14 protein-coding genes and 3 pseudogenes are annotated in these 21842 nt (G+C 64.1%); 12 read left to right on the forward strand and 5 right to left on the reverse strand.

Features of this window, described 5'->3' with window-relative positions; translation table 11 throughout:
- Nucleotides 1-207: 207 nt before the first annotated feature.
- Together ABS772_RS09255 and ABS772_RS09260 are read right to left on the reverse strand one after the other, a co-directional pair.
- Nucleotides 208-798 (reverse strand): annotated as a pseudogene (locus ABS772_RS09255) (transposase); the annotation flags it as partial.
- Nucleotides 799-1089: 291 nt separating this feature from the next.
- Nucleotides 1090-1455: a PRC-barrel domain-containing protein gene (locus ABS772_RS09260; RefSeq protein WP_350393947.1), complete on the reverse strand. Its 366-nt coding sequence runs from the start codon at nt 1453-1455 to the stop codon at nt 1090-1092.
- Nucleotides 1456-1876: 421 nt separating this feature from the next.
- Between ABS772_RS09260 and ABS772_RS09265 the strand changes: the two genes are divergently transcribed.
- The 7 genes and pseudogenes from ABS772_RS09265 (at nt 1877) to ABS772_RS09295 (ending at nt 7407) form a co-directional block, all read left to right on the forward strand.
- Nucleotides 1877-2827: a hypothetical protein gene (locus ABS772_RS09265; RefSeq protein WP_350393949.1), complete on the forward strand. Its 951-nt coding sequence runs from the start codon at nt 1877-1879 to the stop codon at nt 2825-2827.
- A gap of 91 nt (nt 2828-2918) precedes the next feature.
- Nucleotides 2919-3193 (forward strand): annotated as a pseudogene (locus tag ABS772_RS09270) (nickel/cobalt efflux protein RcnA); the annotation flags it as partial.
- Between the two features lie 124 nt (nt 3194-3317).
- Nucleotides 3318-4280, forward strand: coding sequence for a DUF4394 domain-containing protein (locus tag ABS772_RS09275; RefSeq protein WP_350393951.1), 963 nt, complete (start codon nt 3318-3320; stop codon nt 4278-4280).
- A 59-nt stretch (nt 4281-4339) separates the two neighbouring features.
- Nucleotides 4340-4879 (forward strand): sigma-70 family RNA polymerase sigma factor, encoded by a 540-nt coding sequence (locus ABS772_RS09280; protein WP_350393953.1) that lies wholly within the window; start codon nt 4340-4342, stop codon nt 4877-4879.
- Nucleotides 4876-5643 (forward strand): anti-sigma factor, encoded by a 768-nt coding sequence (locus tag ABS772_RS09285; protein ID WP_350393955.1) that lies wholly within the window; start codon nt 4876-4878, stop codon nt 5641-5643. The genes ABS772_RS09280 and ABS772_RS09285 overlap by 4 nt, the downstream gene beginning before the upstream one ends.
- Nucleotides 5644-5853: 210 nt before the next feature.
- Nucleotides 5854-6993, forward strand: coding sequence for an alpha/beta hydrolase (locus tag ABS772_RS09290; RefSeq protein WP_350393957.1), 1140 nt, complete (start codon nt 5854-5856; stop codon nt 6991-6993).
- A gap of 18 nt (nt 6994-7011) precedes the next feature.
- Nucleotides 7012-7407, forward strand: a complete 396-nt coding sequence (locus ABS772_RS09295; RefSeq protein WP_350393958.1) for a DUF4149 domain-containing protein — start codon at nt 7012-7014, stop codon at nt 7405-7407.
- Between the two features lie 511 nt (nt 7408-7918).
- Here ABS772_RS09295 and ABS772_RS09300 read toward each other — a convergent pair.
- Both ABS772_RS09300 and ABS772_RS09305 read right to left on the reverse strand, forming a co-directional pair.
- Nucleotides 7919-12226, reverse strand: coding sequence for a diguanylate cyclase domain-containing protein (locus ABS772_RS09300; protein ID WP_350393959.1), 4308 nt, complete (start codon nt 12224-12226; stop codon nt 7919-7921).
- Nucleotides 12227-12823: 597 nt separating this feature from the next.
- Nucleotides 12824-15445: a PAS domain S-box protein gene (locus ABS772_RS09305; protein ID WP_350393961.1), complete on the reverse strand. Its 2622-nt coding sequence runs from the start codon at nt 15443-15445 to the stop codon at nt 12824-12826.
- Between the two features lie 937 nt (nt 15446-16382).
- On the opposite strand from ABS772_RS09305, the pseudogene ABS772_RS09310 reads away from it, so the two are divergent.
- The 5 genes and pseudogenes from ABS772_RS09310 to ABS772_RS09330 all read left to right on the forward strand — a co-directional run.
- Nucleotides 16383-16550 (forward strand): annotated as a pseudogene (locus tag ABS772_RS09310) (LuxR C-terminal-related transcriptional regulator); the annotation flags it as partial.
- Nucleotides 16551-16670: 120 nt separating this feature from the next.
- Nucleotides 16671-17585 (forward strand): SRPBCC family protein, encoded by a 915-nt coding sequence (locus ABS772_RS09315; protein WP_350393962.1) that lies wholly within the window; start codon nt 16671-16673, stop codon nt 17583-17585.
- A 12-nt stretch (nt 17586-17597) separates the two neighbouring features.
- Complete coding sequence (locus ABS772_RS09320) at nt 17598-18767, forward strand: zinc-dependent alcohol dehydrogenase (RefSeq protein ID WP_350393963.1); 1170 nt, start codon at nt 17598-17600, stop codon at nt 18765-18767.
- A gap of 309 nt (nt 18768-19076) precedes the next feature.
- Entirely contained in the window at nt 19077-19916 is an 840-nt protein-coding gene (locus ABS772_RS09325) for an aldo/keto reductase (RefSeq protein WP_350393965.1), read from the forward strand.
- A gap of 128 nt (nt 19917-20044) precedes the next feature.
- Entirely contained in the window at nt 20045-20497 is a 453-nt protein-coding gene (locus tag ABS772_RS09330; RefSeq protein WP_350393966.1) for a hypothetical protein, read from the forward strand.
- Between the two features lie 182 nt (nt 20498-20679).
- Here the strand turns inward: ABS772_RS09330 and ABS772_RS09335 are convergent, their stop codons facing one another.
- Entirely contained in the window at nt 20680-21789 is a 1110-nt protein-coding gene (locus tag ABS772_RS09335; protein ID WP_407942977.1) for an NADH:flavin oxidoreductase, read from the reverse strand.
- Nucleotides 21790-21842 lie beyond the last annotated feature (53 nt).

Genomic DNA, 21842 nt, shown 5'->3' on the forward strand with positions numbered 1-21842 from the left:
CGCACTCGTCTTCTGTCCTCGCCGCATGTCCGACTCCTTCGGTCCTGACTGATCCTCTCAATCAGCCCGGTCCAAAGCCAGCCGGTCAGGTCACTGGCCTCCTCGAAGCTTCTGATCCTCATCCCATCCGTCTCGGTTGAAGGTCACTGGATTATCCACAACTAGGCAGCTGTACCGCCTGCGGATTGTGAGACACCGATCTGAAGCCTACGCGGCGATGGCCGCGGGTGGTAGCTGCGCGGCGCGGATATCGGCCGGTGGCCGGAACCCGTGTCGCTCGATCAGCCATGTCTCATTGTAGAGATCCCGGAACGCCAGCAGGCCGTGGCGCAGATCCTCGACCGTATCGAAGTGCTCGACCCACAACAGGTTCTCCTTGAGGGTGCGGATGAAGCGCTCGGCGCAGCCATTCCCCTCCGGGGCGCGCACGAAGGCGGGCGAGCTCGCGATGCCCAGGAACGCGAGCTCCGCCTGGAAGGCGTCCGCCATGTACTGGCTTCCGTGATCGTGCCGGACGCTCAGGCCGGAGGCGATCTCGGCCGCGAAGCCACCGAAGCGCTGCCGCACCCCTTGGCGGATCGGCTCCAGCGCCTCGAAGCGCGTGGCCCGGCGGGCCGCATGGATGCCCACGCACTCGGCCGAGCAGTGATCGATGGCCACGAACACCGCGACCTGCCCCTCGGCCGTCCAGGTGGTGGTCAGGTCGGTGCCCCACATCGTGTCGACCCTGTCCGGGATGATGGTGCCGTCGTGGTTGCGCGGACCGCGCGGCGTGCCGACCCGCGTGGGGGCCAACAGTGGTCGAACCGGACCGCAAGGCATCGCGCTACGCCCGATAGGTCGGCCGGCGCGAGGCTCAGGAGGTTCGCGGGTGTGCCGGGGTTGCGCGAACGCGGGAACGGTCGCGCCTGCCGTAGACCGAGCGGAAAAGCGTTGAGCTCATGAACAGCCTGCCTGCCGCCCGCCTTGGCTTGGTTAGACAGCGTTCAGGCGGGTAGCAGACCCGATGCACGGTAGCTTATGTTCAACTTATAGAAGTGCGAGATGTCCGAGCAGCTCCTCGCGTACACAGGGGCGGCAGGGCAACTACTACAAGGGTCCTGCGTAATACTCAGCAAGCAATTCCCATTCATGTCCGGAAATTAGGTGGTCATCGCGCCTTGAGAACTCAGGCGCATTATGCAGCTGCTCCTCCGTGATGTTTGTGCGATAGCCTTGTAGGGCTAAATCGTAGTGCAGATATTTCCAGGGAATTGTGTGACTGTCTGAATTTCCGCCAATAAATTTGCTGAATGAGGTGACAGCATAAGCGACATTGCCATTTACCTTCTCAATTACGAGGCGTTTGATTGTCCCAATTTGTTTTCCGTTTGCATCGTACACAGCAGTGCCTTCGACGCGACTGCTCTCGATGAACGGGTGGCTCGGCGCTGACGTTGTATGCGCGTCTGACATAGTTCATCTCCTTTAGTTCTGCGCCAACACAGACGGTAAACGCGCGCTGCCACTTTTTTGTGCCGTCTCGAGGAGTATCAGGACCGTTGCCCCGAGGATTATGAACCAGCCGACGAGTCACCTTGATGAATTGGTCTCCGATCATGTCAGGGGGGCTGATGGTGGTTTCCGGGCCTTCACACCCAGACCGACGGAGTTCCGCTTTCGGGAAATGTCGGACCATGGTCCTCAGGCGGACAGCCACCGCACGTCTTCGCTGCCATGTTCATCCCTTCATCGTGATGTTCCTGGTCCTTGTTGCTATGCTGTCACAGGCACAGGCCCGCCCGGGCGGCTACTGACAGCTGCACAGGTCTTCAAAGGGCATCATACAGGGATGATCGGGCAGGCTCCACGGGTGAGACGCGCTTCCCATCTCAGCATGGCTCTCTTGTTGTACTCTGGCCTCGCGGTCAGTCCGGGGCTCGCTGAGGAGCCGAAGGACGACAAAGCGAAATCCTCATCGACTAGCGATGGCTCGGGCGGAAAGGGAGGCAAGTCCGACAAGCAGAAGGACGTCGACACGGAGCACCTGTTCGGTTTTACCGAAGGGTCTGACGCCGGTGAAAAGGGCGAGCAGGAGATGCTGGTCGACACGATCTCGCGCTTCAGCAAGCGCCGAGACGGTCCCGGACCCTCTACCTACCGCGTGCTCAACACCCGGTTCTCCTACCAGTTCAACCCGGCAGATCAGTTCAGCCTCGAGTTCAGTGCCTTCGGCGACTTGCGCCGGCAACGCAACATCGCGGACTTGGATGACAAGTCATTTGGCACCTTCGATGGCGCTTCGATGGAGCTGAAGTACCAGTTCCTGAAAGGATCGGCCGAGCAACCACTCGGGCTCGCCATCGAGTTGCGCCCCCGCTTCACCCGGGTCCTGCCCGTCGAAGGCAAAGGCGCCAACGTGTTCGACATGGAGAGTCTGCTGCAGATCGACATGCAGGTTGTGCCCGGCAAGGTTTGGTACGGCAGCAACATCAGCTTCGAGCCAGCGGCCGGGCGCCAGCGGGGCACCGCGGGCCAGGGCTACCGGTCGTCAACCTTCCTCTGGTCGAACGCGTTGGTTGGGCAGATTGCTGACGGGACCTTCGTCGGCTCGGAAGCGCGCTACCTGCGAGGTTACGATGGCGTCTTCCTCAACCGGCTGGAGAGTGAGGTGCTACTTGTTGGACCGGTTCTGCACCGGCGCTTCACCGAAAAGGTCTGGCTGACCGTGGCCTACGCGGCCCAGGTTTGGGGCCGCGACACCGATCCAGCCTACGCGCGTCGCGGGCTCGGCTTGACCCAGTTCGAGCGCCAAAATCTACGCGTGAAGTTTGGCATGGAGTTTTAGTCGAGAAGGGTAGCTTAAATCTCTGACTGTTCGACGAACTGATCTGTATGTATTTTTCCAATCGTTTAGGCCGCTGAGCCAAGAGAGGCCCCAGCTCAAGCAGTTGAGCTTGGGGTTCGTGCTGATGGTGTGCTTCTCGATTGGGCTCGCGCTGACGATGGTCTCGGCCAGCGTGGTGGCCGCGCTCAGCGTCAAGCACGTCGCCTCGCGCTGGTCGGGGTTCAGCGGCTTCGCCCGGCACGCGCCTTACGTTTCCGGCGTGCTGATCGTGCTGGTAGGCCTCTATACCGGCTGGGGGGCTACTAGGGCATCCAGCGCGGCCAAGTCGGACACGCGGCTAAGGCGGCTGTCCGGCAAAGCTCTTAATCTTGCAACGCGGCGGCGCGTCCGCTTCGCGGCTGGAGCGGCCATCCAATGGCATCACCACTAAGGACCGCTGAGGGTCAGGAGTTCGTATCACACTTTTACGGCGTTGGGCCCAGGATAAGAGTTGTCCCGCTCCTTGCAGGTGGCCGTTCCAGTCGCAAACAAACTTTGCTGTAGCAAGCTACCTGAGCGGTTCTCGAAAACGGACCGTTGCCGCAGAAGAGAAAAATTTGCCGTCGGCTGCATCCGATCCCTCGGCTCATGGCTAGTCCGCCCGATGCCGCCTCCGCGGCAAATGGAGAACGCCATGCGATCGAGCCTCATCACCGCAACCCTGCTCGCCGGCACCTGCCTCGTAACCGTCGCTCGTGCCGACACCGTGGCGGCGCTCGTCGGCGACGCCAGCTTGGCGCACGTCGATACGGCCGCGAAAAAGGTCACGAAGACGGTGACGATCACCGGGATCGGCGGGAGCGTCCTCGGCATCGACGTGCGGCCGGCCGACGGCATGCTCTACGCGGTGATCTCCGACGGCAGCGTCGTCACGATCGATCCGATGTCGGGCAAGGCCACGGCCAAGTCGAAGCTCGACACGACGTTGGCCGCCGGCACCGCGGCGACCGTCGACTTCAATCCCGTAGCCGACCGCCTGCGCATCATCGGCTCGGACGGCACCAACCTCCGCGCCAACGTCGATGATGGGAAGGTCACGAAGGACGGCCAGCTGAAGTTTGCCGAGACCGACGCGATGAAGGGCAAGACCCCGAAGGTGATGGCCGGCGCCTACACCAACGCTTTCAAGGGCAGCAAGGAGACAGTCCTGTTCGACATCGATGCCTCCGGCGCGCTGCTGAAGCAGGCTCCGCCGAATGACGGTATTCTGAACACCGTCGGCATGCTCGGCATGTCCGGTGACGCCGTGGCTTTCGACATCCTCTCGGACGGCCAGGGCGGCAACCAGGCCTGGGCCATGGCCGGCGACACGCTCTACAAGGTGGATCTTGCCACCGGGAAGGGCGAGATGGCCGCCAAGATCGACGGCGTGTCCGGCAAGGTCCGTGACATCGCGATCCTGCCCAAGATGTAATCCCGCCAGATGACACGGGACCGGCCGCCGGGCCGGTCCTGCCGGATGCCGGGAGGATCATGGAGACGTTCGACCACGCCTCCGCGTTGGAGGGCTGTGCCTGCGGGGATACGGCGTCGCTGCGTCGTCTCTACGACCACGAGGCTGGTTTCCTGCTCGCCGTCGCGCTCAGGATCGTGCGGCGGCGCGACGTCGCCGCCGACGTCCTGCACGATGCCTTTCTGGATATCTGGGTGCGCGCCGGAACCTTCGATCGCAGCCGAGGCGCGGGCCGCGCCTGGATCACCAGCATCGTGCGACACCGCGCGCTGAAGCACGTGCGAGCCGCCGGTCGAGAGACGGATCTCAGTGCGGCTAACGGTGCCGAGATCGCGGACGATGCGCCCGATCCGTTCGCCTCGCTGGCGACATCGCAGGATGGCGTTCGTCTACACGGCTGCCTCGCGCAGCTCGAGGCCGACAGGAGGCAGGTGATCCTGCTCGCCTATGTCGATGGCCTTTCGCAGTCCGAGATCGCCGAGCGGCTTGGTACACCTCTCGGGACCGTGAAAGCGTGGGTCCGCCGCAGCCTCATCGCCCTGAAGGATTGCCTGTCATGATCCCGAGCGAGCCGGAAGACCGCGACGTCTTGGCGGGCGAATACGTGCTGGGCCTGCTCGACGCCGCTGCCACGGCGGAGGTCGAGCAGGCCTTGGCTTCGGATGCGGATCTCGCTCGCCGCGTCGTCTTCTGGGAAGAGCGATTGTTGCCGGCTTCCGCCGCTCTCGGAAAGGCCGAGGTCGATCCGACCCAATGGGCACGGATCGAACGGGATCTCGCGACGCGCCGGCAGGCGCTCGGCCGGACAACGATCTCGCCCCCCTCACGGCCACGGTACGGGGCGGTGAAAGCGGCGTGGCGGAGCGCCGCTCTATGGCGGGCCACAACGGCCCTCGCCACGGCCGCCGCGATCCTACTGGCGATCCTGCCGAGCCGTTTATCGGCGCCTGCCGAGAGCCCGACGCGCTACTTCGCGATCCTGCAGAGCCGCAATGCTGCCGGGCAGGAGAGCGGCCCTGGCTGGCTCATCCAGATCGCCCAGAACGGTACGGTGCGGTCTCTGCCGCTGGCCGAGGTGCGGCCGGGGGCCGGGCGCTCGCTGCAGCTCTGGACACTGTGGGATCAGACGCGCGGGCCTGTCTCGCTCGGTGTGCTACCGCCGGGCGGGGCAATCCACCTGCCGCCGGAACGGCTGGAAACCATAGGCGATGGGCAGCTCTTCGAGATCACGCTGGAGCCCGAGGCCGGCTCGCCGATCGGTCGTCCGACAGGCCGTATCCTGTTCATCGGCCGCGCCAGGGGAGCTGCGACACAGACGTTGTGACGGCGCGAACAAGCTGCTCACGAGCTGTCACTCTGATACCGGTTTCGGTCGCCCGGCCCAGCGACGCCATGCCTCTGCGCCGCGCACGACCTCGCTGCGCTACAGAACGGCGCATCGGTCATGGACGGTGCCGCCGCTACGGCAGTCCGTCACGACCCGTATGTAATGGCGGTTCAGCCGGGGGCGCCGATCGCGGTTCAGGAGCGAGGAATGGACGGAGTGCGCCTTGCCGCCAGTATGACGGGGATCATGGCGGGTATCCTCGCTTCAGGTGCAGTACCCGTGGCTGCCGACGCGACCGCTCCTCCAAGTCCCTCGCTCGCCGTCGAGGATCTGCATATCCCTGCAGCCGATCCCGGCATCGAACTGTTCCTGCGCAGCAAACGCCCGCGCGCGATGAGGACATATCGGTCCGAGCGCACGCTGCTGTTCGTGTCTGGATCGACCTACCCGGCCGAGACCTCGTTCGATCTGTCCCTGGACGGGCGGTCCTGGATGGAGGAGATCGCTCTAAACGACTGGGATGTCTGGTTCGTCGAGCTGCGGGGCTACGGGCGGTCGACGCGGCCACCCGAGATGGACGCGCCGCCGGAGGCGAACCCGCCGGTCGTACGGACCGAGATGGCGGTCCGGGATCTTGCGAGCGCGGTCGAAGCCATCCGGGCGCGGCGGGGCATCGAGCGTCTGAGCCTGCTCGGCTGGTCGTGGGGCACGAGCATCACGGCCCGCTACACCATCGAGCATCCCGGTCGGGTCGTGCGCCTCGCGCTATACGGACCGCGCTGGCTTCGGCCGGGGCAAGGGAGCGGCCCGGGACCCTGGGTAGCTGAGCAGACGCCTTTGCCCTCCTACCGCAGGGTCACAGCCACGGAGGCCCATGCGCACTGGCTTGACGGCGTGCCCGACGCGCACAGAGCCGACCTGATCCCGCTGGGCTGGTTCGAGCGCTGGGCGAGCGCCACCTGGGCCACCGATCCGCAGTCCGGCCGAAGTGATCCGCCCGCGTTGCGTGCGCCCAACGGCACGATGGCCGACGTCGGCGAATTCTGGGATCGAGGCCGGCCGGTCTACGACCCGGCCCGGATCACGGTGCCGACGCTGGTGATCGGCGCCGAATGGGACAGGGACACCCCGCCAGCCATGCGTCAGGCACTGTTCCCGCTGCTCGTGAACGCCCCGGACAAGCGCTACGTCGAGCTCGGGCGGGGCACGCACATGATCTGTCTGGAACGCAACCGGCACGCGCTGTTCGGCGCAGTGCAAGCCTTCCTCGACGAGGCAGGCTTGGACGCGCCCGGGCTTCAGCTCCTCAAAGCGAACCGAACGGCGCCCGTGATGGGCGAGCAGTAATCATCGAGGCTTGGAACGATGCTCCTGCAAGCGGCTATCCTCCTGACGGCTCTCCTGTTCGGCGGGATGGTCCTGTACTCGTTCGGCTTTGCCTCGTTCCTGTTCAGCGCTCTGCCTGCCGACCAGGCAGGCCCACTCTTGCGCCGCGCCTTCCCGCATTTTTACGTCTTCGTCATCGTGTGCGCTCTGGTTGGCTCGGCCCTGACAGTCACGATCGATATGGCATCGGCACTCATCCTGGGACTGATCGCTGTCACAGCGCTCCTCGCGCGCCAGATCCTTATGCCTGCAATCAACGGGGCAACCGACAGGGGCAATCGCTCACGCTTCGGCATCCTTCACACGGGTTCCGTTCTGGTGACCCTAGCTCACATCGTTGGGTCATCCGCAGTGATCCTGAGACTCGCCACCTAGCTTTGTCTAATCAGCGGAACTTCGCCCTCTCGTTCATCCTGACGCTGGCGACCGTGAGCGCGACCGTTTCGCCAGATCTGTTGGGCTCGAAGGGGGCTTAGGGCGGACGAGGTACCCGAAGGTCAACGGTCGGCAATGGTGTTGCAAAATGGCGTAATGGGCTTTGTGTGAGGCGTAACCAGCATCGTAACCTGACCGCGGTCCGCCCGGACCGCAGCTGGGCGCCATGAGACGATATTCGGCCGGCACGCGCCGAACCTAAGCTCTCAGCTCCCTGCAGGTCCAATGGCAAACGCTTTAATCCTAGCCTTCCCAGCGCCTGCATTGGGTGAGAAGCAGGTCTCAACTTCGATGGGCGAAGCGGACGCACAGATCACCACCCTCTTTGGCAACGAAGGTCATGCTGCTCGCTCTAACTCAGCCACGTTCGGCACGTACGACCTCATCAGCACGCGCCTGTTGCTGAGGTCGTGCATGCTGACAAAGCGGGAGCCCGCTGAAACACTGCTTGTCATGCAAGACGCAGCATCTGGCTCTCTTCAACCGCCGCAGCCGCCTTCCAGTGCGTCAGGAAGGAGGGCACGCGTGAGCCGGCCATAGGCTTTGCGTAGCGATAGCCCTGGGCATAATCGCAGCCCAAGACGCTGAGGCGCGTCGCCTGGCCCTCAGTTTCTATACCTTCAGCTGTAACCTTCACGCCCATGCTGCGGCCAAGGCCGACGACCGCCGCGATAATGGCAGCGTCGTCGCGGTCCTGCTCCATATTGCGCACGAAGCTCTGGTCCACCTTCAAATGGCCGACTGGAAACTGCTTCAGGTGTGTAAGCGAGGCGAAGCCGGTGCCGAAATCGTCCAACGTGATAAGAACCCCGGCAGCACGTAGCCGTTCAAGGGTCGCTGGCACGTTTTCGCTGCCGTGGCCGAGAAATACGGTCTCGGTCACCTCCACCTCGAACAGGCTCGCTGGAACACTGTGTTCGTTCAGCACCGCCAGAATGCTGCCGGCCAAATCCGGCTTCCGAAACTCCGCCGAGGCGAAGTTCACCGCAATCCGGCCAGGACCAAGGCCACGTTGCCGCCACTCCCGCAGATCCGCAGCAACTTGCCGGAGTATTCGGTCACCGATGGCGGTGGCAAGCTCCGGATCCTCAAAGGCCGAGCCGAAGTAGCCGGGGGTGAGCAATCCCTTCATAGGATGCTCCCAGCGCGCCAGTGCCTCAAAGCCAACGATTGCACCGGTCGAGAAGCACACCTTCGGCTGGTAGAAGGGCACGATCTGCCCCGCAGCAAGAGCCGCCCGAACCTCGTTCGCGACGCTTACCCGCCGCTCAGTCTCTGCCCGCATCTCAGGCGTGAACACAACAGCGCGGTTCCGGCCTTGCACCTTGGCGCGGTAGAGCGCGATGTCAGCATCTTTCAGCAGGTCGTGCGGACTGCGGTGGTGATCGGGATAGGCAGCAACACCGATGCTGGCCTTGCACGAGAGCGTGTGGCCACGGTTGCAGAACGGCTGGCTCAGCCGCTCTGTGAGACCTCGTCCATGGCTCAGTGCGTCTCCCAGGCGCAGCGGCTCAACGAGCAGTACAGCAAACTCATCACCGCTGAGGCGCGCCACCGTGTCTGCCTCGCGCAGCCCCTCACTCAGTCGTTGGGCAACCTCAACCAATACAGCATCACCTGCGTCGTGCCCGAGCGTGTCGTTGACGTCCCGCAGGTTGTCTATATCTAAGAGTAGCATACTTAAACTTGTACCGCCTTGCTCTGCGGCAGTCAGCGCCTCCTCCAGTCGCTGGTGGAACAGCCGGCGGTTCGGCAAGCCCGTGAGCGCGTCGTGATTGGCTGCGCGCCACGCTCGTTCTTCAGCGCGCTTGCGCTCAGTGATGTCGAAGGTGATGCCGACGAGCCGGTCCTCCCTGGTTCGCTCACCCCACGCGCTCAGCCATATCGTCCCGCCGGTCGGGTGGACGTAACGGAACTCTTGGCCCGCGTGGCTCTCTGTCCCTTGAATGAAGCGCTCCATCCCTGCGCGGTCATCCGGATGAATGCGGTCGTAGAACTCTGATGCCGGCCCTGAGCCAATGCCAAGAAGGTCTAACGAATCTCTAGATTGTTTGCTTTGGCCCGTCTTGAGGTTGTGTTCCCACGCGACCATCCGCCCCGCTCGCAGGGCAAGCCGCAGGCGCTCCTCACTTGCCCGCAGCGCTGCATCCGCTCGCCGCGCCTCGGTGACATCGTGCATGGCACCAACCACGCGCACGGCTCGACCCAGTGGGTCCCGGATCACAAAACCTCGGTCGAGCACGTCCGCGTAGGTGCCGTCGCCCTGCTCAAAGCGGTACTCCTCGCTCCATCGGTGCTCATGGCTGGCGATGACGCAACGAAGGGAGGCCGTGACGCGCGCGCGATCATCAGGGTGGATCCTGCTCTTCCACCAAGCGCCCGTGTTGGCGACCTCTGCGTCAGAGTAGCCAAACAGCCGGTGAGTTCCCTCGCTCCACTCGATGGTGTCCGATGTTAGGTCGTGATCCCAGATCGCATCCTGGGTAGCGAGGATGGCCAACCGGTAGCGCTCCTCTTGCAGGCGGATCGCGTCAGTAGCCTGTTTGCTTTCGTGAATGTCGCTGTCGGTTCCGACCCACTCATGAACCTGACCAGCGGTGTCCTTTAGCGGCACAGCCCTAGTGAGCGTCCATCGGTACGATCCGTCTCGGCACAAGGCACGGAACTCGAAGGAGCCTGCCGTTTGCGAGGCGAAGATCGCGTGCCACGTGGCTGTCACGCGCTGTCGGTCATCGGGGTGAACGGTACTCAGCCAGCCGAAGCCAGCATAGGCGCTTTGCGGCTGACCCGTGAAGGCTTCCCACCCACTGCTCTCGATGAGAGAGCCGTTCGTCTCCGCTCGCCAGACCATGGTCGCGCTCGCCTCGATCAGCGCCTTGTAGCGCTGGCCTGTCGTCCTGAGCCTCGCCTCAAGATCAACCTGCTCGGTCACATCGCGGGACACGGACAGGATGCGCTGCGGCGAGCCCCTCAGCCCTTGCATGGGGCTCAGGCTCACATCCCACCACCGTGGCTGTCCCTTGGCTGATAGGCAGAAGCCTCGGAAGCTGAAGGTCTCACCTGCCTTGGCTCTCTCAAACGCCTGCTGAGCCACGTCATGGTGCTCGCCTTCCCAGAAGTTGAGCCAGCACTGGCCGAGGATCGACCCAGCGTTCTCGACTTCCATCAGCCGCTGTCCACCCGAACTCATGAACAGCAGCCGGCCGTGCTCATCGAGGAGCGTTATGCAATCTGTGCTGCCCTCCAACAAACCGGACAGCACCTCATCGAAGAGCTTGGGGTGCGAAGCAAGGGGATCGATGCCGCGACTCCGGAGGACACCGGACTGCTCAGGACCGCTACTGTCTGTGGTGGTGTCGCCTTCTGCGTGGAAGCGGAAGGTGTTTCGCCCAGCAGCTTTGGCGCGGTAGAGCGCCTGATCCGCCTGACCGATCAGCCTATCAGCATCGACTGCATCACCCGGGTAGAGGGCGAGGCCGATACTGAGCCCCACGCCGGCTGGGTAGCCGTCGAGATTGATGGGCGAGGCCATCGCCTCGATCAGACGCTCGGCCAGCCGTGTTGCGTCCGCAGGTCCAGCGCAAAAAGTCTGGATGATCACGAACTCGTCGCCACCAAGCCGTGCAATCATGTCCTCGGTGCGCAGAACAGCCCTGATCCGTTGCCCAACGACCTTCAGCAAGGTGTCACCAGCTTGGTGCCCAAGCGTGTCGTTGACGAGCTTAAAGCGATCAAGATCGAGGTAGAACAGGGCAAAGCCACTACCGTTGCGCTTCGCACGCGCAATCTCTTGCACAAGCTGCTCGCGAAAGTGCAGGCGGTTCGGCAAGCCTGTGAGTGGGTCGTGGCGCGCCATATGCGCTATCGTGAGCTCAACCTCCTTCCGTTCGGAGATGTCGCGCACCACAGCCACGAAGCCGGACGCGGCGCCTGCCGCATCACGTGTGACGCTGAAGGACGCCTCCATCCACAGCCAAGAGCCGTCCTTGTTTTGGTAGCGGTGCTGGCTGACAGCCTGCTCGGAACATCCCTGGCCCACTGCGCTCAGCAACCGCATGAAGTCGGACACATCCTCTGGGTGCACGAAATCAAGGGATGCGGTGCCGACAAGCTCCTCCGGCTCGTAGCCGAGCAGGCGCTTGGCAGCCGGCGAGACGTAGACGCGCGTGCCGTCCGGAGCACAGCGGACGATGAGGTCGGTGCTGTTGTCGGCCAGGAGTCGGTAGTTGGCCTCGCTCTCGCGCAAGCGGGCCTCTCCGGTCCGGGCTGCTTGCTCAGCCCTGCTCAGGCGCAGCTGAGCGACAACGGTTTGCGCCAGATCGCGAAGCTGCTCCTGCTGCTTGGGCGAGAAGGAGCGCGGCACCCGATCGATGATGCACAAGGAGCCGAGATGGATACCGGGGCTGAGAATAAGCGGTGCGCCAGCATAGAAGCGGATGTGCGGCTCACCTGTGACGAGCGGGTTGAGCGAAAACCGCTCATCCTTTGTAGCGTCCTCGACTACTAGCACCTCGTCCGAGAGGATGGTGTGGGTGCAGAACGACACCTCGCGTGGAGTTCTGCTCGCCTCCAGGCCGCACCTGCCCTTGAAGCACTGCTCAGTCTCGCCAACCAACGATGCGTACGCGATAGGCACACCGAAGAGCGCCTGAGCTGTCCGGCAGATCGCGTCGTATTGCGGCTCAGGAGGGGAGCCGAACACCTCAAGATCGTGCAGCGCCTGCAGGCGTTCCACCTCGTTTGGGTGCAACGAGTACATACACCAGACCTCACCGGGTCAGTCCCTCATCGCGGGAACTTTGCCTAACCATGGCAGAGGCTAAGCGGAGTGCATTAACAAGCTGCCACCCTGCCAGCCTTCCGCATCGGTGGTCGAAGATTAATCTATGTTTGGGGGCGGGCCGCAAGGCAGGCGGAAAACAGCTAATTTGCTCCCTCAAGTGATTCTTGATTAACAATCATGTAACGAAACGATGAAGCCGTCACGCGAGACGGCGTGGAACTATGCTGAAAAATTTCTTCGCAGGCCGCCATGACTTTGCTCAACAATCTTAACCTGATCAGTTAGTTCTGAACCGTGCTAAGCTTGAGGATCAGCCCGGACCAGAGGTGTCAGATAGGCAAGAGGTCAGAAGACAAGCGCGGAGCAGGTGGTGCTGACGCTGCAGTAGATCGAGGTGCTGACGGGTCGCTCAGGCTGCCGACAAGCGGACCTTCTGAAAGCCCGAGAAGGGTGGTGAGCCGCCATTGGGGTGATGCCCGAAAACTGACATTCCGCTTGGCGCGCATTGCTGCCGTTCCACCTGTGTCAGCTCGCGGAGTTCAAGGCCGGGTACCGAGCGTCAGGTTTTGCCTACTAGCCGCCATCCTGACCTGCGGGGCGCACGCCGGCTACGGTCGCCGTCAGAACCGCCTCGGGTAAGGTGCGGGCACCGAGCGCTTCCATGACCCGTGCGCGATGGATCTCCACCGTACGGGGACTAAGCCCCAACGTTCGACCGATCGTCTTGTTGGTCCCGCCCGCGAGCAAGCCTTCCAGCACCTCGCGCTCGCGCGCGGAAAGCGTCGCGATCCGGTCTCGCGCGTCGTCGCGTCCCCGCGCCCGATCCGCCTCGGCGCGGATCTCGGCTAGCGCTGTCCTAACTGCAAACAGCAGCGCCTCCGCTGTCCAGGGTTCTTCGAGGAAATCGACCGCTCCCGCCTTCATGGCGCGTACCCCGAAGCCAACGTCGCCCTCGCTCGCACCGACCGCCACCACGGGCAGGTGAGAGCGCGCGGGTTTCAGCTCACTCGCGACACCCAAGCTGCCGGCCTCTTTCAGGTCCAGCACGACGCAGCCCGGCATCAGCGAACTCGCCATCTTGAGGAAGGCCTGACCGCTCACAAAGGTCTGCACCTCGTACCCGGCGGCCTGCAGGGCACCAACGAGGCTGCACCGGGCGTTATCTCCGACCGCGATCACGTAGGCGCGCAGGCCGGTATCGGTGGTAATGTCCTGCGCGATCCCGCCCGCCGACCGGATGCCCCCGTCAGTCCGCGGGATCGGGAAGAAGGTGTCGCGGATGCGGCGCACCGCGTTATCCGAGGCGCGCTGGATGCGGTACTCGAACACGAGTGTCTCGCCACCCCTAACCCGCTCCATCGCTTGTGCCGCGGCTTCGCGGTCCTCCGGGTGGACGCTGGCGAGCCAACTCGCGAGGTCCGGCTTGTCCTCGACGGGCATGCCCCAGATGCGCGCGAATGCCGGGCTGCGGTAGTCGATCCGCCCACTCTCCAGGTTAGCCAGCCACAGAACGTTGGCCGAATGCTCGGCGAAGAGCCGGAAGCGCTCCTCGCTCTCGCGCAACGCCTCCTCAGCCTGATGGCGTTCCGTGACGTCGAGGGACACCGCAAGGCCACCGACGACGGTACCCGTCCTGTCGCGTAGGGCGCTGACGACGTTGCGCACCCACACTGTTGTGCCGTCCCGACGCAGGTAGCGCTTCTCGATGGTGAAGGGGGCGCCTTCTGCCATGGCGCGCTGGTAGAGGGGCTCGTTGAACGCCCAGTCGTCCGGGTGGGTCAGTTCCTGCACGGTGCGGCCGAGCAGATCATTGTGAGTGCGCCCCAGGATCTCGCAGTAGCGTTCGTTGACGAAGCTCATCCGGTGGGCGGCATCGACGATGACGATGCCCGCCTCGGCTTGCTCGGCCACAGCCCGGAAGCGCTCCTCGCTCTCCCGCAGAGCCAACTCGGCGCGCTTCTCTCGATCGATGTCTTGCACCACGACGATGGCGCCGTTGATCTCGTGGTCGACGTTGTGGAACGGGGCGGCGCTCACCCGCGTCCAGCACTCCAGGCCATCTGGATGGGTGAAGACGAAGTCGACGCCTGGGACGACGGTTTCGCCCCTCAAGGCCCGAGCCCCCGGGTACTCCGCAGGGCTCAGCCGCCGCCCGTCTGGCGCGTAGGCCTGCCAGCGCTCACTCAACAGCTCAACAGAGGGGATCCGTTCGGGCGCGTAGCGCCCGAGCACCTGGTTCGCCAGCGCGATGCTGCTGTCCGGGTTGACGAGGCCGACCCCGATCGGCAGCTGCGCCAGCGTCGCCGAGAGCCGATGCTCGCTCTCGCGCAGGGCCGCCTCGGCCCACATCTGCGCGGTGATCTCGACCACGACGCCGACGAACGACACTGGTCGGCCGTCCTCGAAGCCAGTGCGACCGTGCGTCGAGACCCAGCGCTCGACGCCGTCCTGAATGCCGATCACGCGGTACCTGATGTGGTACACGCCATCCCCCGCCGGGTCGGTGCAGTGCGCCACCGCCGCCTCGACGCGCGGGCGGTCGTCCGGGTGGATGGCGAAGAACCAGACCTGTTCGTCGACATGCGCGTCGGGTGGCAGGCCCCACAGCGCCTTCAGGCGTGCGTCCCAATCGAGCGCGCCGGTGCGCGGATCCCAGGCGTAGGCCGACAGACCGACGAGGTCGACGGCGGCCTGCAGCCGTGCCTCACTCGCCCGCAACTGGGTCTCGGCGCGTTTGCGGGCCGAGATGTCCGTGGTGATCGTCGCCGCGCCGATGAAGGTGCCATCCACATCGTAGAGCGCGAAGGCGCGCCAATGCATCATCGTCCCGGACCCGCCGCCGAAATGCCGGAAGCGCAGCTCGTCCTCCCAGCGGCCATCCCGCAACAGCGTCGGCAACGCGACGTCACGAATGAGCGCTTGATCGGCCGTGTCGAAGAAGTCCGTGATCGAGAAGGCCGAGATGTCGTCCTCAGGGCTGAGCCCGACCATCTCGCGCCCGGCCGCGTTCACGAACACCGGCCGAAGGTTCGTGTCGGCGATGCCGATGAACACCTGAGCCTGCCGGGCGAACGCCGCGAACAGCTCATCAGGCGTTGGCGCTTGTGCCGTCCCAGCACGGGCTAGCGGGCCGTCGAGGCTCGGGTCGTGCCCAGCCGGCCTGTCGTCATCCCCCGGCGATCTATCCTGGGACATGCGGGCTCGGCCTTTTTCAGCGACTTCGGAGCACCGGTTGTGATAGATGCCGAAGATCCGAAACCTTGGCCAGCGGCGATCCGGCGTCGATCAACCTTATGAACCCTCACCCATGCGAAAGATGCAAATCATATTTCGCATCGCGCGCAATATTATTGTGCTCAATCAAATACTTACTGCCATGATCTTCTTGTAACATGAGTTACTTCTCAAAGCGAATACACGAACAATCGATAATAGTTGTTGCGAACCCTTAGATGTGATTTGAGCAAGTGCGATAGGCCGGCTGGTGAGCACGCGCGCAGGCCGCGGTGATGTCTGAGAAGGGCAGGGAAGCAGACCTTGATCAATCATGGTGACCGCCTTGAACAACTCTATGGCCCGCTGCTGGGTTTTTGCGGTTGAAGCAGCGGCTTTCGCGGATCGACCCAGACCTAGTTGGCTTCCTCAGTCCGGCCATTCTCAGAGGATACGCACCGCAGCTTGCCTGATATAGACCTATGTTGTGTCGGCCGCGGCTAGTACGCGCAGCACCGCAGATGGGGCCGATGACCGTTCGTCTTCTTCCCCCTGCATCTCCGTCTTGTCCGCTTCGCGTCGATTTCGTTGAAAACTCGGGGCCGGCCCGAAACAGCACCGAGAGACGCGCCCGCTGGAGAAAATTCCACTACCGTATCGCCCAGAACGCGCTGCAGTCATGGCATCGAGCGGCCGACGGGAGGGAAACATTCTTCGGCGACGAGCCCTGGGCAACGCCTAAGGCGTTACCTGAGAGTTTTTCAACGAAATCCGTCAGGAGCGGCATGAATCGCCGCTCAGAAGCAGACCGGAGGAAATCCATCCATCTCGGTCGCAGGCGGCAGTCAGCCGAGTTGCCCGGAGGCGGACCTTCCGAGGGCCTGCAAAGGGTCGGAAGCAGCGGTCCAGGCCCGCCGGCGCCAATGTCACCAACAAGACCATCGCCCGCACGCCCGGGCTGAGCCCACGCACGGTCTAGATCCACCGAGCCCGGGTCATGGAGGCGCTCAGAGCCCATACCCTGCCAGAGGCCGTCCTCATCGCGACGGCCGCAGGTGTGCAGCCCGCCGATCGGGGCGGCTGCTAGAGCATCGTCGCGAAAGGTGGTTTCCGGCTTTGGGAAAAAGACGATGCGGCACAAGAACCTAGAAGATCGTTCCGTGACCTGACTGCCTGTTCGTCCCGCCAAGTGTGAGCGACCGAGCGGATGACGTCGGCGGTGCCCGGACGTTTGCCGGCCCGCGCAGCAAAGGAACAATCCTTAGGAGACCTCTTGATTAAACAAAGGGGCTGCAGCCGCCGTTTCTCAATCGTGGAAGGGGCGGGCGATCTGGAGCCGGTCGCTCTGCATCCCGACACGCCGCCTGACCATCGCGCGTCCGCACGGCGCAGTCATCCGACCAAGGGGGCGATCATGGCTGATCGAGACGGCCACGCTGGAACGCGCAACCTGAGAGAGCATAATCGCGCTTCGCCTGTCTCGCGTGAGCACGCTGGGGCGAGCTTCGGTGGCGTCGGATGGGCTCTGGCCAGTGTGGCCGGCGTGGCGGCCCTTGCCTTCCTGGGCGCAGAGCGACTTGGACAGCCGGGCCGAGGGCGGGCGCGAGGGACCCATGCGGCACACGGCTGGAGCGAGGAGCGCGAGGTCGAATATTCCATCACCATTGAGCGTCCTGCCGACGAACTCCATCGGGTGTGGCGAAACCCGGAGACGCTCCCGCACATCTTGGCGTTCCTGGCCGAGATCCGCCCGACCGGAGAGGGGCGGAGCGAGTGGCGCGCCGACGGCCCTCTTGGCCAAAGCCATGCCTGGGTCATGCAGATCAGCGACGAGCGGCCTAGCGAGTTGATCCGCGCGAGCGCGGACGGCGCCGGCGCCCTCGTGAGCGAATATGAGGTCCGCTTCCGTGCGGCGCCGGGCGGTCGCGGCACGGTCACCACATTGCGCGTCCGCTTCGATCCGCCCGGGGGCATGCTCGGCGACGTGGCCGCCCACGTCTTCGATGGTGTCATGCCGAAGGAACTCGCGTCGAAAGCGCTTCGCTTCTTCAAGAGCCTTGTCCTGACGGGCGAGATCCCCACCACCGATCATCAGCCGGCGGCCCGGCGCGATCCCCGCTGAGGAGCTTAGCCCATGCGCGCGCTCTACTGGAACGGCGTCAACGACCTGCGCGTCGGAACCGTCAAGGACCCCGAGATCGTCACCCCCCGCGACGCCATCCTGAAGGTTCGGTTGTCGACGACATGCGGCTCGGACCTGCATTTCATCGACGGCTACATCCCGACCATGAAGGCTGGCGACGTGATCGGTCACGAGTTCATGGGTGAGGTCGTCGAGGTCGGGCCGGCGGTGAAACGGGTCAAAAAAGGGGATCGGGTCGTGGTCCCCTCGTTCATCGCTTGCGGCCAATGCTGGTATTGCCAGGAGAAGCTCTTCTCGCTGTGCGACTGCACCCACCCGAAGCCGGAACTGCAGGAGCCGCTGCTCGGCTATCCGACCGCCGGCATCTATGGTTACACGCATGCCTTCGGAGGTTATGCGGGGTCGCACGCCGAGTATATCCGCGTGCCGCATGCCGACGTGGACTGCTTCAAGGTACCCGAAGGCGTCGAGGACGAGACGGCCCTGTTCCTCTCCGATGCCGCACCGACCGGCTACATGGGTGCCGATTTCTGCGGCATCCGGCCGGGCGACACGGTCGCGGTGTGGGGGTGCGGCGGCGTCGGCCTGATGGCGCAGCAGAGCGCGCGGCTGATGGGCGCCGAGCGGGTGATCGCGATCGACCGCTTTCCGGAGCGGCTCCGGATGGCGCGCGAGCACGCCGGCTCGGAGACGATCGACTACACGCAAGTGCACAGCGTGCTGGAGGCGCTGAAGGAGATGACGGGCGGACGCGGGCCGGATGCCTGCATCGACGCCGTCGGGATGGAGGCACACGGCACCGGACCGCAATACGCCTACGACCGCGTGAAGCAGGCGTTGCGCCTAGAGACGGACCGAGGCCAGGCGCTGCGCGAGGCCATCATGGCCTGCCGCAAGGGCGGCACGCTGTCGGTGCTCGGCGTCTACGGAATGATCGACAAGTTCCCGATGGGCGTCATCATGAACAAGGGCATGACCGTGCGCACCGCCCAACAGCACGGGCAGGCCTACATGGACCGGCTGCTCGCCCATGCCGAGAAGGGCGAACTCAACCCGGCTTACCTCGCCACCCACCGCTTCTCGCTCGAGGACGGACCGCGCGGCTACGACATGTTCAAGCACAAGACCGACGGCTGCGTGCGCGCAGTGTTCGCACCGTAGGGGGCGCTGCCTGTCGCGAGGCTGCTCTTCGCGCGCTTCGAGCACCGGGTTATGGGGTGACGGTCCTGTGTATCGGCGTGAATTTTTCGCGGTGGAGCGAAGGTGCGCCCGTTTCCGTCGTCGACGTCATGGGAAATGGCTAGAGGATCGGCCCGAAAGGTGGCCGCCGGCTTTCGGCAAAACCGATGTGGCACGAGACCCTAGCGCATCGTCCTGGATACGATATCCAGGACGATGCGCTAGGGTCGGACCTGCGAAAAACCTGCCGGCGCTGCGGGATCCACGTCGTCTTTGCGAGGAGGGGAGAGCATGGAGCAGCGCCCGTTCGGTCCCGTGCCGCGCGAGATCGCGGTGATCGGGCAGGGAACCTGGTACATCGACGACGCGCACCGGCCCACCGCGGTCGCTGCCCTGCGCCGCGGTCTCGACCTCGGCATGACTCACATCGACACTGCCGAGATGTACGGCGACGCCGAGATCGTGGTCGGCGAGGCGATCGCAGGACGGCGCGACGAGGTCTTCCTCGTCTCCAAGGTTCTTCCGGGCAACGCTTCGCGGGCCGGAACGATCGCGGCCTGCGAGCAATCCCTAGCGCGCCTGCGCACCGACCGGCTGGACTGCTATCTCCTGCACTGGCCGGGGCCACATCCGCTCGAGGATACTTTCGCGGCCCTCGAGCGGCTTCGCGAACAGGGAAAGATCCTGTCCTGGGGGGTGAGCAACTTCGACGTGCCCGACCTCGAGGCCGCGTGGAAGGCCGGCGGCGAGGGCCGGATCGCCTGCAACCAAGTCCTCTATCATCTGCAGGAGCGCGCCATCGAGCACGCCGTGCAGCCCTGGTGCGAGACGCACGGCGTTGCCGTGGTCGCCTATAGCCCCTTCGGCCACGACGGCTTCCCCGGCCCGCGCGCGCCGGGCGGGCGCATTCTGGAGGAGATCGCGGCCGACCACGGCGCGACCGCGCGCCAGGTCGCCCTGCGGTTCCTAGTGCGGCGGCGGTCCACCTTCGCGATTCCCAAGGCGTCTAGCCCCGAGCACGCCACCGACAACGCGGGCGCCGGCACGCTGTCGCTGACGGACGCCGACCTCGCCCGGCTCGACGCGGCGTTCCCGCTCGGCCCGCGACCGCGTCGGCTCCCCATGCTGTAGGCTCGTGGTGCCTGCTTGACCGGAGCAGGCGCTCGCGCGGATGATCGGAAGCAGGAACAAGCCAACCTGCTTCGAGCTGCCCAAAACGTACGAGTTGAAGCGACGGGGAGATCGGGATCGAGGGCGCAATGGCAAACATCAGAGACAATGGACGAAGCAGCAACATTGAAAAAGATGAGCTTGCGGAGCGTGAGGATTTTCTAAATTACAACTATCGCGAGCCCATCGAGCTTGCGAAGCAATCAATCGGCATCATCAGTGGCATACTTTTGTTTTCCGTGAATTTCTCCGACAAACTTGGGGGCATAGAAAATTCTCCACCGTCATACAAATATGTTTTGCTGGCGTCTTGGGCATTTCTACTGTTGTCGATCACATTTTGCGGTTTATCAATTTCTTTAAGCTGGAACTCCGCTCGCTACATGCTCTGGGGACAGAATGAAGTGCGCCCACCCCGAAAATCGAGACGGCTGAGCAGATTTGCCGCCAATTGTTTAACGAGCGCGGGAATCTTCTTCGTCTTAGGTCTAGCAATGATGATTGCGGGAGGCTTCATGTCGTCGGTCGTTCGGCCGGCGTGACCGCAACCAGCAGGATCTCCATCTGATCACGCCAACCAAACCCTACAGAGCGTGACCACCCAACGAGCAGTAAGTGTCTCTCACAAAACTCCCGTTGCGCTGCCGAGCCCGGAACGGAAACCGTTAGGGACCGGGATTTTTGTGAGGCACTCTTAATCTGACGCTCGCCGCGGGCATGATCCTCAAAAGAGAGTGGCGAGTGCTTCGCGGGTGAAATCCTTTAAATGCTCGTGGCGTCCCTCGCGGATCTTGCTGACCCAATGCGGATCGGACAGCACGGCCCGGCCGACAGCAACGAGGTCGAAGTCGCCGCGCGTGAGACGGCGAATGAGTTCGTCGAGCGGATCGGGACGCGAGCTCTCGCCTTGGAAGGCGGCAATGAACTCGCCCGAGAGTCCGACCGAGCCGACGGTGATCGTCTGCTTGCCCGTCAGCCTCTTCGCCCAACCCGCGAAGTTCAGGTCCGAGCCTTCGAACTCCGGCTGCCAAAACCGCCGCTGCGAGCAGTGGAAGATGTCGACCCCCGCCTCGGCGAGGGGGGCGAGCCAAGCCACCATCTCGTCGGGTGTCCGCGCGAGTTTCACCGCGAAGTCCTGCTGCTTCCACTGTGAAAGGCGCAGGATCACGGCAAAATCTTCCCCCACCGCGGAACGAACCGCCCGCACGACCTCGACGGCGAAGCGGCTGCGCTCGGGCAAGGTCACGCCGCCGTAGCGGTCCTGACGCTGGTTGACGCCGGTCCAGAAGAACTGATCGATGAGGTAGCCGTGCGCGCCGTGAATCTCGACCGCATCGAAGCCGAGCCGTTTGGCTTGCGCCGCGGCACGGCCGAACGCCGCGACGGTCTCGGCGACGTCGGTCTCCGACATCGCGACGCCGCCGGCCTCCCCGGGGACGACGAGCCCGGAGGGGCCTTCCATGGGAGCGGGCGGCTTCCATCCGGACGCATGCGGGGCCACGATTCCCATATGCCAGATCTGCGGCGCCATCGCGCCTCCGGCGGCATGAACCGTGTCGATGACGCGTTTCCATCCTGCGAGTGCCCGTTCGCCATGGAAATGAGGGATCGCGGGATCGTTCGACGCCGTCGGCCGGTCGATGACGGTGCCTTCCGAGATGATGAGACCCATTTCGGGTGCGCGTCGGCCGTAATAGGCGGCGACTTCCGTTGTCGGAACGCCGGCGGGAGAGAACGAGCGCGTCATCGGCGCCATGACGATCCGATTCTGCAGCCGGAGCGACTTGTGCTCGAAGGGGCTGAACAAGATGTCGAGGCTCATGGCGATCTCCATGATCGGCTCGCTTGAGTCCCGAAGCTCATCCGGGGACGGAACCGTTGCGCGGC

Source organism: Methylorubrum podarium, from assembly GCF_040270385.1.
GTDB lineage: Bacteria > Pseudomonadota > Alphaproteobacteria > Rhizobiales > Beijerinckiaceae > Methylobacterium > Methylobacterium podarium.